Annotated in this window: 10 protein-coding genes; 5 read left to right on the forward strand and 5 right to left on the reverse strand. The window is 50.5% G+C overall.

From position 1 onward, the window contains the following. The first annotated feature begins 619 nt into the window (after window positions 1-619). From AC5L4R_RS01685 to clpA, 3 genes are all read left to right on the forward strand, one after another. A complete protein-coding gene (locus tag AC5L4R_RS01685; RefSeq protein WP_494472071.1) occupies window positions 620-1,477 on the forward strand; it encodes a hypothetical protein in 858 nt (285 codons plus the stop codon). A gap of 133 nt (window positions 1,478-1,610) precedes the next feature. After that, entirely contained in the window at window positions 1,611-2,045 is a 435-nt protein-coding gene (locus AC5L4R_RS01690; RefSeq protein WP_494472072.1) for an ATP-dependent Clp protease adaptor ClpS, read from the forward strand. 179 nt (window positions 2,046-2,224) lie between these two features. Next, the gene (gene clpA / locus AC5L4R_RS01695; protein ID WP_494472073.1) at window positions 2,225-4,522 is read left to right on the forward strand and encodes an ATP-dependent Clp protease ATP-binding subunit ClpA; all 2,298 of its coding nucleotides are present in this window, start codon (window positions 2,225-2,227) and stop codon (window positions 4,520-4,522) included. A 266-nt stretch (window positions 4,523-4,788) separates the two neighbouring features. On the opposite strand, the gene nrdA is transcribed toward clpA, so the two are convergent. The 4 genes from nrdA to AC5L4R_RS01715 all read right to left on the reverse strand — a co-directional run bounded on the left by nrdA (window position 4,789) and on the right by AC5L4R_RS01715 (window position 10,133). After that, window positions 4,789-7,134 (reverse strand): class 1a ribonucleoside-diphosphate reductase subunit alpha, encoded by a 2,346-nt coding sequence (gene nrdA / locus AC5L4R_RS01700; RefSeq protein WP_494472074.1) that lies wholly within the window; start codon window positions 7,132-7,134, stop codon window positions 4,789-4,791. Window positions 7,135-7,544: 410 nt separating this feature from the next. Continuing rightward, a complete protein-coding gene (locus tag AC5L4R_RS01705; protein WP_494472075.1) occupies window positions 7,545-8,570 on the reverse strand; it encodes an LLM class flavin-dependent oxidoreductase in 1,026 nt (341 codons plus the stop codon). A 79-nt stretch (window positions 8,571-8,649) separates the two neighbouring features. Continuing rightward, window positions 8,650-9,846: an aspartate aminotransferase family protein gene (locus tag AC5L4R_RS01710; protein WP_494472076.1), complete on the reverse strand. Its 1,197-nt coding sequence runs from the start codon at window positions 9,844-9,846 to the stop codon at window positions 8,650-8,652. Between the two features lie 50 nt (window positions 9,847-9,896). After that, window positions 9,897-10,133, reverse strand: coding sequence for a DNA gyrase inhibitor YacG (locus tag AC5L4R_RS01715; RefSeq protein ID WP_494472077.1), 237 nt, complete (start codon window positions 10,131-10,133; stop codon window positions 9,897-9,899). 216 nt (window positions 10,134-10,349) lie between these two features. Here AC5L4R_RS01715 and AC5L4R_RS01720 point away from each other — a divergent pair, with 216 nt between their 5' ends. Both AC5L4R_RS01720 and mnmA read left to right on the forward strand, forming a co-directional pair. After that, on the forward strand, window positions 10,350-11,105 hold the full coding sequence (locus AC5L4R_RS01720; RefSeq protein WP_494472078.1) for a glutathione S-transferase family protein: 756 nt from the start codon (window positions 10,350-10,352) through the stop codon (window positions 11,103-11,105). Between the two features lie 150 nt (window positions 11,106-11,255). Continuing rightward, window positions 11,256-12,425, forward strand: a complete 1,170-nt coding sequence (mnmA, locus tag AC5L4R_RS01725) for a tRNA 2-thiouridine(34) synthase MnmA (protein ID WP_494472079.1) — start codon at window positions 11,256-11,258, stop codon at window positions 12,423-12,425. A 71-nt stretch (window positions 12,426-12,496) separates the two neighbouring features. Here mnmA and AC5L4R_RS01730 read toward each other — a convergent pair whose 3' ends face one another. Next, on the reverse strand, window positions 12,497-12,874 hold the full coding sequence (locus tag AC5L4R_RS01730; protein ID WP_494472080.1) for a 5-carboxymethyl-2-hydroxymuconate Delta-isomerase: 378 nt from the start codon (window positions 12,872-12,874) through the stop codon (window positions 12,497-12,499). Window positions 12,875-13,072 lie beyond the last annotated feature (198 nt).

Consider the following 13,072-nt stretch of genomic DNA (forward strand, 5'->3'; position numbering starts at 1 on the left):
TAGCTTAAAATAAGAACCTAAGATGTACGGTGTGTCGTACGGGCGGTTGCCATTGTCTTAGGTTTGCGGTGGGGCTTCACCGTCTTGCAGAAGGAATCCCCGAACGATAGGGAGGGGAGGAAGTCAATTGTGCTGTTATACTCATTGCGCTGTATTTAATGTCTTACAAAAATTGCGTTGGGTTAAGCCTAATTTGCGCGTACACAACACGCAGGCAATCACTTAACGGGTAAGACATCCCAAATACCCACTGAGGTTGGTTTGTGGCTGATGTTCGATAAACACATGTTCAACAAACAGGACGGCCGCACCAACTGAGCCTAACAACCTTGGTTGGTCGGTGTGTCGTACGGGCGGTTGCCACGGTCTAAGGTTTGCGGCAGGTCTGGCCGTCTGGTAGCGGCCATCCTCTGCGTTTAGGCAGGGACAAACGTCAAAATGGGTCACGTTACCGCCCATGCGTGATATACTTTGCCCACGCTGATTGGGTCAAACGGGGCAAATAGCCGATTAATCCAACCGACACATGCAATTATAATTCATTGTTTGACTGCAGATTGACTGAACCTAGCTGCCTAAGCCAACGAAGCTCAGCATCACGCAGGCGCAATGACTGGTTTTGAGAATCTCTATGGCGTTGCCTGAACCCTCACAACAACCTGTGCCAACCACCAAAACCACGCGGCGTACCCTGCTGCAGCCAAAAAGCGAGCTTTCGGGGCTGCTGATTGCGTTTGCGGTCAGCTTGCTGTTGGTCGCGCTGCTGGCATTGTTGTTTGGCCAGCGCATCGGCTATCAGCGCGCACTGGGCAAATCTGCCTTGCAAGCGCGTGCAGGCGTGGCAGGCGAGGAGCTGACTGCCAGCAACGTCAAAGCCCTAAACCGTAAGATTCAAGCATTACAAACGTCGGTTGCCAATGCCCAACAAGAGCGCGATATTAGCTTGAGTAACCTTGATGGCTTGCGTGAGGATTTGGAAAACTTGCGCTTGACCAATTTGCAAATTCAGCAACAAGACGAGTTTTTGACCAAAGAGCTGGCCAAACGCGGCGGCACGGGGCTGCAGCTGATAGGTATTCAAATCGCGCCTTTGCCCGAAAATGCCTTTGAGTATCGTTTTGATGTCGGCATGGTGGATCGATCAGGACGGCCCAAAAAACTTACGCCCAAGCTTACGCTGCTTGATGATGTTAATATGGTTGAAGTGCCCATTGAGCCTGCCAGTTATGACATCAATGGCGTGGCGCGTGTGCGCGGACGCTTTATTATGCCCAAAGATTTTACACCCAAGCAAATCAAAATCGGATTGGCGGCCGGTGGGGAGACTATCGAGCAGGTGTATGACTGGCAAGAGGGCGAGCGCATCGACAATTTGCCGTACTCTCTGGCAGAAACACCAAACACCGATGATCGCCCGATACGTGACAGCAGCCAAGCTGCCAGTGGTGTGAGCGCCGCAAGCACTGCCAAACCTTAAAGGCATTCCAATAACAACATGCCAAAATGCAGCAGCGCGCTAGTCGGTCGCAGATAAGTCAGCAAATGTGCTTGAATTTTCGGGATTTAAGCTTACAATAACGTCATCTTGTCGTCAGTCATCTGCCAAAATTATGCCAACTACCTTACCGATTTTACCAACTTGTGCTTTTGTGCCTGCCCACGCCGCAGCCGATTGGCACTATCCCACAAAACCTGCTTACACAACCATCCAAGCCATTGACCACGACACCACGCCTGAAGGCGAACCGCTGGATGATGTCTTGTTAGCAGACCCTGAGCTCAAGCGCCCACAGCGTTATGCCGTTATCATGTACAACGATGACTACACACCGATGGAGTTTGTGGTGGGCGTACTGCAAGACCATTTCAAACACAGTCTTGACCAAGCCGTCAGCATTATGTTGGCCATTCACCACGAGGGCAAGGGCATCGCAGGCGTGTATCCCAAAGACATCGCCGAAACCAAAGCGCAAGCCGTCAATCGTGAGGCGCGCCAAGCAGGTTTTCCACTTTTGACCCAAATCGAGCCCCAACCCGATGCCTAAATGGGGTTGATAATTGCCATCATATGCCTGCAATTGTTTGTATTGACAGATGATTTTCCCACCCATTCGCCCTTGATTTTCTGCCCACTCAGCCTTATTAACTGACAATCACTTGGCAAGCTTTTGGCGCGGTTTTGACGTGCCAACGCCTGCCAAGTCCGCCATAATAAGGATGATTTATGCTAAGTTTAGAACTACAATCCACGCTACGCGCGGCGGTGACGTTGGCAAAACAGCGTGCGCATGAGTACTTGACCGTTGAGCACTTGCTGTTGGCGCTGTTAGACAATGATAGCGCGGTAGAAGCGTTGGTCGCCTGTGCCGCAAACCTTGAGCAGCTTGCCAGTGAGCTCAACGCCTATATCGATGAGCACACCCCTTTAGTCAATGATAAAGACGATGTCGCACCACAGCCAACGCGCAGCTTTGACCGTATCTTGCAGCGTGCGATTTTTCATGTTCAATCTGCTTCGGGCAATCGTTCGGTTGAAGGCGCGGATTTGTTGGTGTCGATGTTCTCTGAGCATGATACCTATGCGGTATATTTGCTGAAAAAACAAGGCATTACCCGTCTTGAGCTGACCCAATACCTATCACACGGCAACAAAGACAAAGAAAAAGCCACCGAAAGCACAGGTGAGCCCACCGCTGAACGCGCCGCAAAAGACCCGCTGACCGAATACGCGACCAACCTCAACCAAAAGGCCGCCAAGGGCAACACCGACCCATTGATTGGGCGCAAACAAGAGATTGAACGCGCGGCACAGATTCTTTGCCGTCGGCGCAAAAACAATCCGCTGTTGGTCGGTGATCCGGGCGTGGGTAAAACCTCGATTGCCGAAGGCTTGGCGTGGCTGATTGTCAATAAACAAGCGCCCAAGCCGCTGTTTGATTCGGTTGTATATAGCCTTGACATCGGTGCATTGATTGCAGGCACCAAATACCGTGGCGACTTTGAAAAACGCATGAAAGCCTTGCTAGACGCGCTTAAAACCAAGCCCAATGCGATCTTGTTTATTGATGAAATCCACATGATTATCGGTGCAGGTTCATCGATGAGTAGCAGCATGGATGTATCAAACTTGATCAAACCTGCATTGGCAAACGGTGAGCTGCGCTGTATAGGCTCAACCACATTTGCCGAATATCGCCAAGTGTTTGAAAAAGACCACGCCTTGAGCCGTCGTTTTCAAAAAATTGATGTCAATGAACCAACGATTGATGAAACCATCGATATTTTGCGCGGTTTAAAAGCGCGTTATGAAGATTTTCACCACGTGCGTTATACCGATGAAGCTTTGCAAAGTGCGGTCAATTTGGCGGTCAAACACATTCATGAACGCTTTTTGCCCGACAAAGCCATTGACGTGATTGACGAGGCAGGCGCGTTTGTGCGCTTACAGCAGCCATTGGCAAAATTAGATGACGCAGGCAACGCCGACACCCAAGCCGAGGCCGAAACCCCGTGCATTGACGTGGCGCAAATTGAGCATATCGTGGCAAAAATCGCGCGTATTCCGCCAAAATCGGTGTCAAGCGATGATAAAACCGTGCTTAAAGACTTAGAGCGCAACCTCAAGCACTTGGTATTTGGACAAGACCAAGCCATCAAAACCTTGGCAGATGCGATCAAGCTGTCACGTGCAGGGCTCAAGCCCGATGACAAGCCGATTGGTTCGTTCTTGTTTGCAGGGCCGACTGGGGTGGGTAAAACCGAGGTTAGCCGCCAGTTGGCGAATTTGCTCGGCATTGAACTGGTACGTTTTGATATGTCCGAGTACATGGAAGCGCATACCGCATCGCGCTTGATTGGTGCGCCACCGGGCTATGTGGGTTTTGACCAAGGCGGATTATTGACCGAAAAAATCAACCAATTTCCGCATTGTGTGCTGCTGCTGGATGAAATTGAAAAAGCGCATCCCGATGTGTTTAACCTATTGTTGCAAGTCATGGACCACGGTGCTTTGACCGACAACAACGGGCGCACAGCCAGCTTTAAGCAGGTCATTGTTATCATGACCACGAATGTTGGCGCAGAGAGCATCAGCCGCAACACGATGGGCTTTACCCAACAAGACCACAGCCGCGATAACAGCGAGGCGATTAAGCGCACGTTTACGCCCGAGTTTCGTAACCGTCTGGATGCGGTGATACACTTTAACCCATTGTCCAAAGACGTGATTGTGTCGGTGGTGGATAAATTCTTGGTAGAGCTACAAGCGCAGCTTGATGACAAAAAAGTTGTGCTAGAAATCGACGACGGCGTGCGTAACTACTTGGCGGACAAAGGCTATGACCGCTTGATGGGCGCGCGTCCAATGGGTCGCTTGATTCAAGATGAAATCAAAAAACCGTTGGCGGAGATGATTTTGTTTGGCGATTTGACCGAAGGCGGCACGGTATCCGTACGCATGAATGCCGATGACAGTGGCATTGATTTGGTCGTCACCGATGACGCGGCAGCAGATAACGCCTAGTAATAGTTTAAATTTTGGTAGCCATAAAAAATGCCTCTGTTATCCAACAGGGGCATTTTTTTACCATTCAAAAATAGCCTAAGTAAAGCCAAATCCGCAACATTGGCGCATAAAAATCGATAGACGCTACTTGGGCAGGCGAATTGGGATTGGGCTGTCATAAGGCTGTGGATAGGTTTGGCAACCGCTGGCACCTGTTAGCATGGCTAGCAGCGTGCCTAAGCCGATTACCATTTTCCAACCGTGTATGTGCTTAACGTCTAATATCACAGCGTACACGCACCGCCTGCACAGCCGCTTTCATCGTCTTGGATGACGACTTCTTGCATGGCGTTGGGGTGCGCGCGGTCTTTTTTTGCCAAGTCGTCTTGCGCATCATTAGCACCGTCACGGGTGTTGTGGTAGTACAAGGTTTTTAGCCCCAGTTTGTATGCCATTAACAGGTCTTGAATCATGACTTTCATCGGCACACGCCCATCGGTGAATTTGCTTGGGTCGTAGTTGGTGTTGGCAGAGATGCTTTGGTCGATGAATTTTTGCATAATGGCAACCAGTTGCAAATAGCCGTTGTTGTTGGGCATTTGCCACAGTAGCTCATACTGGTCTTTGAGTGTGTCAATTTCAGGCACGACTTGTTTTAAAATCCCGTCTTTTGAGGCTTTGACCGACACCAAACCGCGCGGCGGCTCGATACCATTGGTAGCGTTGGCAATTTGGCTGGATGTTTCTGACGGCATCAACGCGCTTAGCGTGCTGTTACGCAGCCCATGCGCCAAGATATCGGCACGTAAGCCTTCCCAGTCGCAGTGTAAAGGCTCTTGGCAAATGCCGTCCACGTCTGCTTTGTAGGTATCAATCGGCAGCACACCGCGCGCATAGGTGGTGTCACCAAACGCAGGGCACGCGCCTTGTTCTTTGGCAAGCTGGTTAGACGCTTTGAGCAGATAATACTGCATAGCCTCAAATGTGCGATGGGTCAAGGACAGGGCGGCAGAATCCGAGTATTTGGTGTGATTTTTTGCCAAATAATACGCGTAATTAATCACCCCCACACCCAGCGTGCGCCGCTGCATTGAGCCATTTTTGGCAGCTGCCACGGGGTAGTCTTGATAATCAAGCAGCGCATCGAGCGCACGGACAATCAATTCAGCAGGTTCTTGTAAGTCCTCAAGCTGCTCAATTTTGCCCAAGTTAATGCCCGACAAGGTGCACAGCGCGATTTCGCCGTGTTCATCATTGATGTTGTCTAAGGGCTTGGTCGGTAAGGCGATTTCCATGCATAAGTTGGATTGGCGAATGGGCGCTTTGGCAGGGTCAAACGGGCTATGGGTGTTGCAATGATCGACGTTTTGCACATAAATCCGCCCTGTGCTGGCTCGCTCTTGCATCATTAGGCTAAACAGTTCTTGCGCGGCAATCGACTGCTTGCGAATGCTTGGGTCGGCTTCGTATTGCGCGTATAGACGCTCAAATTCGGCTTGGTCGGCAAAAAATGCGTCATACAATCCTGGTACGTCTGACGGTGAGAACAAGGTAATCGCTTGGTTTTTGATCAAACGCTGGTACATGGTTTTGTTAATCTGCACACCATAGTCCATGTGGCGCACGCGGTTGTCTTCTACACCGCGGTTGTTTTTCAAAACCAACAGACTTTCGACTTCCAAATGCCAAATTGGATAAAACAACGTCGCCGCGCCACCACGCACACCCCCTTGTGAGCAGCATTTGACCGCCGTTTGAAACAGCTTATAAAACGGAATGCAGCCTGTGTGCTGCGCCTCACCGCCACGGATCGGGCTACCAAGCGCGCGGATACGCCCTGCGTTGATGCCAATACCTGCGCGTTGCGACACATAGCGCACAATCGCGCTGGTGGTAGCGTTAATGCTATCTAAGCTGTCATCACACTCAATTAACACACATGAACTAAACTGGCGTGATGGCGTGCGCACACCCGACATAATCGGCGTTGGCAATGAAATCTTAAACTGCGATACCGCGTCATAAAAGCGTTTAACATAATCCAAGCGCGTTGCCTTGTCATACAATTTGTCATAATTGGCAAACAAACACATACCGATGAGCATGTACAAAAACTGTGGACTTTCAAACACCTGCTTGGTCACACGGTCTTGCACCAAATACTTGCCTTCCATTTGCTTGACGGCGGCATAGGCAAAATTCAAATCGCGGTCATGGTCAAGATAAGCATTGAGCGCGTCAAATTCAGCCTCATCATAATCTGCCAACAGGTGCACGTCATACTTGCCTGCGGCGGTGAGTTTTTGCACATGGGCTAGTAAATGCGGCGGCTCAAACTGCCCAAACGCGATTTTGCGCAAATGAAAAATCGCCAAACGCGCGGCAAGGTACTGATAATCAGGCGTTGCCACAGAAATCAAATCCGCGGCAGACTTGATGATGGTTTCATGAATGCTTTTGGTCGTGATATTGTCATAAAACTGGATATGCGCGCTCAGCTCGACCTGAGACACCGAAACATTATCCAGTCCCGTCGCCGCCCACTCGATGACGCGGTGGATTTTGTCTAGATTAATCGGCTCAAGCCGCCCGTCGCGTTTTTGAACCATGATGTCTTTGGTAGGGGTCATAGCGTGATCTCGTTGGTTGGGTGGATGCCAAATTAGCCGACTTAACCAAATGATTGCCACGTTATTTTGCTGCTGGCATTAAAGTTTAGGCAAAGGTAGCCTATCTCACGTTTGGATAAACGTAAGCATTGGTTTAACTTTATTTAATACAAGCTGATGATTAAAATAACTATATCTAGTGGCTGGCTAAAAATGTGAGCACAATATAACCCAATATTTTTTAAAATACTAGCTTGTAAAAATTTTGGATTTATGATTGCCAAAGATGGGTGATAGGCTTGAGATACTGATTTTATTTGAAGTTTTAACAATCCGTCATGTTATGTCGTAATAAATTTTTACCAAACCCATCAATAAAAAAGCCAAATTCTGTTGGTAGAATTTGGCTTTGCTTGATGTACCAAGCAAGCTTAGGCAGCGTCGGCAGTGCTTGTATGAGCAGGGCTAGCGGTGTTTAAATCGAATAACGCCAATGCAGGCACCAACTCCAAGCTATGCACACGGGCGTCGATGTCATGCACATTGGCGGTGACGATTAATTCATCGGGTTTGACATGGTCAATGAAGCTTGCCAAACGCTCACGTACCCGCGCCGTATCACCGACAAACGACACCGACAGCGCACTATCAACCATTTGATGCTCGGCAGGTGTCCACACCGTGTCCATGTCTTCGACAGGCGCAGGCACATATGACGGACGGCCACGGCGCAAATTAACAAACCCTTGCTGCACTGAGGTGAAATGATAATCCGCATCGCGCTGACTATCGGCAAGCAAGAGATTGGCAGCCACCATTACATACGGCTGATCCAGCTGAGCCGATGGGCGGAAGTTTTCGCGGTATACGGTCACCGCTTGCATCAGCATCTGCGGCGCAAAGTGTGAGGCAAATACATACGGCAAGCCCAGCGCGGCCGCCAACTGCGCGCCAAACAGTGATGAACCCAAAATCCAAATCGGCACATTAAACCCCATCGCTGGCACGGCTTTAACCCGTGCATTGTCTGAGGCAGTAAAATAGCCCATCAGCTCTTGCACATCTTGCGGAAAGCGTTCGGCATCACCCAGTGTACGGCGCAAGGCGGCAAACGTCGCCCCATCAGTACCGGGTGCGCGTCCCAGTCCTAAGTCAAACCGCTCACCATACAATGCCGCCAACGTACCAAACTGCTCGGCAACGACCAATGGCGCGTGGTTGGGCAACATGATACCGCCTGAACCCAGACGAATGCGCTTGGTTTGGCTACCTAAGTAGCTAAGCAACACGCTGGTTGCGCTACTGGCGATACCAGGCATGTTGTGGTGCTCAGCAAGCCAATAGCGGTTGAGACCAACGTTTTCGGCAGTTTGGGCAAGACGGGCGGCATTGTGCAGTGCGTCAGAAGTGCCGTCAGCAGAAATGACGGGCACCAAATCCAAAAATGAAATTTTCATCAGTATTAATCCTTAGCATTATCTAAGGACTTAATAGCGGCAAAAATGGTAAAAATCAAGCACACTGGCCCACTAACCACTAAGCCGTTAATTCATTGTTTAATAGAGCAATCAAACGCTTAGCGACATCCAGTGTTTCATCGGTGGTCATATTCAGCGGTGGCAATAGCCGAATCGCATGACCGCCTGCCACGTTGATAAGTAGCCGATGGTTTTGCCGTGCTTTATCGACAAGATTGGCAAAATCGATATCACGGTCAGTGGGCAGTACCACACCCAGCATCATACCTGCACCACGCAGCGTGATGCCATCATCAGCCAGCGCGTCCAGCAAAGTGGTTTGTAGTAGCTCACTGTTGCGCTGCGCGGTGGTCATGACATCTTCGGCAATAATCACGTCAATCACCTCAGACACCACCCGACAGGCCAGTGGTGTGCCGCCATAGGTTGAGCCATGCGCGCCATAGCCAAAAATCTCGTTGGCAGACCCACGCGTCATACACGCACCGACAGGAAAGCCATTGCCCAAGCCTTTAGCCGTCGTCAAGATATCGGGGGCAATGGCGCTGTGCTGATAGGCAAAATATCGCCCTGTACGTCCGTTACCCGTTTGTACTTCATCCAAAATCATCAACACATCATGCGCATCACACACCGCACGCACTTGTGCCAAATAATCAAAGCCATTTGCCGCGGTATTGACACCGCTTTCACCTTGAATGGGCTCAAGCATAACCGCGCACACATCGTCATGCGCGGCCAACGCCGCCTCAATCGCAGCGATATCACCAAACGCCACGCGGATAAAATCCTCATCAAGGGGATAAAAACCTGCGCGCGCCGTCTCGTTGGCAGTTGCCGACACCGTTAGGAGCGTGCGCCCATGAAACGCGTGCTGCATGACAATCACCTTGGGGCGTGCCATACCGCGCGTGTGGGCATAGCGGCGCGCCATCTTGAGGGCCGCCTCGTTGGCCTCTGCGCCACTGTTGGCAAAAAACACCTTGTCCATGCCTGCCACCTTGCACAGTTTTGCGCCTGCGGTTTCTTGCCAGTCGATGCCATACAAGTTGCTGGTGTGTACCAAGGTCGCGGCCTGCTCGGCAATTGCGGCGCTGATCTGCGGATGGCAATGCCCCAGTCCGCACACCGCAATGCCCGTCAGCGCGTCCAAATACGGCGTGCCGTCGGCGGTATATAGCCAGCTGCCTTGACCACGGGCAAAGCAAATCGGTTGGCGTTTATAAGTCGGTAAAATGGCGGAAGCTGTAGTCATGACAAATGCCTAATGGGTTGAATGTGAAACGGTGTGCCTAGCGGCTAGATTCAATGGCTATCATCGCCTGTCAATTCATCGCTAAATGGTGCGTCTTGTGCCGCGATTTTATAATCTTCGCTTGCCCACGCGCCCAAATCGATAAGCTTGCAGCGTGCACCACAAAACGGCTTGTGGGCGTTGCTTTGCCAAACGGTGGGTTTGCCACAGCGCGGACAAGGGTAGGTGGCAGGCGCGTCATTTGGGGTTGGGTGATGCTGTGTTTGAGGTTTTTGGGTTTGATTCATAGGTATTACAAAACAGGTTGGCTTGGCATGGCGCAATGTGGCCACACTTAGCCAACATCATAGCGCAAAATAACCATTTTTGCACCAAGTTGCCACAGTTTATCAACGATAGCAGCAAGACTTTGGGCTACAATGCGTGTTAGCAGTAAACTAAATTTGACTTTATATGCATTTAAATAGCTTAAATTTTGGCATTTAAAAATTAAGGACAATACCATGACCACCCTACATTTACACCATTTAGAAAATTCACGCTCGTTTCGTATTATTTGGCTGCTTGAAGAATTGGGACTAGACTACCAGCTTACCACCTATGAGCGCAAACACGGCTTAGCACCCAAGGCTATGCAGCGCGTGCACCCGTTGGGCAAGTCACCGATTTTAGAAGATGGTGATACCGCACTTGTTGAGTCAGCGCATATCATTGAGCATGTCATTGACCATTATGACACCCAGTTGCAAAAAAATGCGCAGCGCCATATCCCAGCGGTGAGCGATGACACGCCTGAGGCGGCTACCATATTGGCGATGGTAAAAGACAAGCAGCTGCGCCCCGATTATGGTACAGCCGCGTATGAACAATACCGCTACTGGCTGCACTTCACCGAAAGCTCACTGATGCCGCTGCGTATGATTAGCCTGATGTTTGCCTTTGCTGCCAAAAAATCGCCAATCGGTATCAAACAGGTGGCACAACTGCTACACAGAGGCGTGCAACAATCCTACCTTAACCAATCCTCTGAACAGCACTTACAATTTTTAAATCAGCATTTGGGCAAGCATCCATGGCTGGCAGGCGCGCAGTTTAGTGGCGCGGACATTCATTTAGAATTTGTCATCAATGCGATGGCGCAAACGGGGGATCTGCCTGCCAAATACACGCACATTCATAACTGGCTGAAAAAAGCCCACGTACGCCCTGCCTATCAGCGCGCGGTGCAAAAGGGCGGCGCGTTCAAATTGGATGTTTAAAGCAAGTTGGATGTTTAAAATAAGTCACAAAATCACCATGCAACGCGTTTGGCTATCTTAACGGGCTTTATAGGCAAGCGCAGGTGGTTTTTTGGCTTGCCAGTCCCCAATAAGCGTTTTAAAATAATGGGTTTAAGTATTGGGGGTGCTATGGCTGAACCGTTATCAAGCGCGTTTGGGCTGGCGGACGCGGCGCGTCTTGCTGGCGACCAACCTGTCCGCGTGATTGTTGGCATGTCAGGTGGGGTGGATTCGTCGGTTAGTGCGTTGCTGCTCAAGCAAGCAGGCTTTGCCGTCGAAGGCTTATTCATGAAAAACTGGGAAGAAGACGACGGCACAGAATATTGTACTGCGCTGACCGACCTTGCCGACGCGCAAGCCGTTGCTGACTGTATTGGGATTGTACTGCACACAGCGAACTTTGCCGCTGAGTATTGGGACAGGGTATTTGAGCATTTTTTGGCAGAATACGGCGCAGGGCGCACACCAAACCCCGATATTTTGTGCAATAAAGAAATCAAATTTCGCGCGTTTTTGGACTATGCCATGACGCTTGGCGCGGATTATATCGCCACGGGGCATTATGCGCGGCGCAGCTTCACTGATGTCAATGGCAAAGCAAATCTGCTGCGCGGCCTTGATGACAACAAGGATCAAAGCTACTTTTTGCACGCTGTCGGCGGAGACAAGCTGGCAAAAACTTTGTTTCCCGTTGGTGAATTGCCCAAGCCACAAGTACGCGCGATTGCCGAGCAACATGGGCTGGCAACGGCACACAAAAAGGATTCAACGGGGATTTGCTTCATTGGTGAACGCCGCTTTAAAGACTTTTTGCAGCAGTATCTGCCTGCCAAACCAGGTGAAATTTATACCGATGATGGCGTGTGCATCGGGCAACACGATGGCTTGATGTACTACACCTTGGGGCAACGCGGTGGCATTGGCATTGGTGGGGTCAAAGACCGTGATGAGGCCGCGTGGTTTGTGCTTGACAAAGACTTAGCCAATAACCGCCTGATTGTGGGGCAAGGGCATGACCATCCGCGACTACAAAGCACGGCACTTGCCGCGTATCAAGTGGATTGGGTGGTTGCACCGCCGTCACAAGTGTTTGATACCGATGGTTTGCGCTGCACGGCAAAAACGCGGTATCGTCAGCCCGACCAAGTCTGCACGGTATACGCTGATAATGCTGATGCAAGCCGCGTTCGGGTGGTGTTTGATGTGCCGCAGCGTGCGGTAACGCCAGGGCAGTCATGCGTGTTGTATGCTGATGCGGTGTGCTTGGGCGGTGGGGTGATTGAGTCAATTTACCCATAAATGACGGTAAGTCAAGTTTAAACAGGGATTTAGGTGCGGCTTAAATCCCTGTTTTGCCCAAACGCTGATGATCAAATATGCACGTTGCGTTTGGTGTACTGCGCGCCCAGTTCAACGGGATTGACGCAGATTTGTAGCGGCTGTTGCGCTTGCGCTTTAGGCAAATGCGTGTCAAAAAACTGCGCGATGGTATCGGCAACGGTTTGGCACAAGCGCGCTAGCGTAGCCGCATCGCGCCCTGCCAGCAAGTACAGTTGCACCATGATAAAATGCTCGGGTGTGCTGCCATCGCCAACCAAACTGTGTTCGCTGGCGTAATAACGCGATTTTAAATCGTTCATCGCCTTGATTTGTCCTGTAGCAAACAAGGCTTGGTGAATGTGTGCCATCAAGCGTTCAGGCTCAGGGATGTGTAAGTCTTGGCTGGTTTCGATGATTAAATGCGGCATAAGGTTGTCCTTTTTTTGGTGGATATTGAAACAGGGCACAAACCATCTTAAATTCTAACATAGCTGTGGGGCAGGTTCGCCACACTTTTTTGGCACAATCCGACTTTGGCACGATCCGACACGTTGTGTGGCTGTATGGTGTGACGCGCTCGCTGACATGATTGACAAAAGTGGGTGTTAAAATGTGTCTGATGATGT

The sequence above is a fragment of the Faucicola sp. SE7633 genome (assembly GCF_059264685.1).

What these genes read in the sequence shown, in the direction of transcription:
- AC5L4R_RS01710 (WP_494472076.1), bottom strand. Translation starts at nt 9,846, where the DNA reads ATGACTACAGCTTCCGCCATTTTACCGACTTATAAACGCCAACCGATT.
- mnmA (WP_494472079.1), top strand. Translation starts at nt 11,256, where the DNA reads ATGGCTGAACCGTTATCAAGCGCGTTTGGGCTGGCGGACGCGGCGCGT.
- AC5L4R_RS01730 (WP_494472080.1), bottom strand. Translation starts at nt 12,874, where the DNA reads ATGCCGCATTTAATCATCGAAACCAGCCAAGACTTACACATCCCTGAG.
- nrdA (WP_494472074.1), bottom strand. Translation starts at nt 7,134, where the DNA reads ATGACCCCTACCAAAGACATCATGGTTCAAAAACGCGACGGGCGGCTT.
- AC5L4R_RS01690 (WP_494472072.1), top strand. Translation starts at nt 1,611, where the DNA reads ATGCCAACTACCTTACCGATTTTACCAACTTGTGCTTTTGTGCCTGCC.
- AC5L4R_RS01705 (WP_494472075.1), bottom strand. Translation starts at nt 8,570, where the DNA reads ATGAAAATTTCATTTTTGGATTTGGTGCCCGTCATTTCTGCTGACGGC.
- AC5L4R_RS01715 (WP_494472077.1), bottom strand. Translation starts at nt 10,133, where the DNA reads ATGAATCAAACCCAAAAACCTCAAACACAGCATCACCCAACCCCAAAT.
- AC5L4R_RS01720 (WP_494472078.1), top strand. Translation starts at nt 10,350, where the DNA reads ATGACCACCCTACATTTACACCATTTAGAAAATTCACGCTCGTTTCGT.
- clpA (WP_494472073.1), top strand. Translation starts at nt 2,225, where the DNA reads ATGCTAAGTTTAGAACTACAATCCACGCTACGCGCGGCGGTGACGTTG.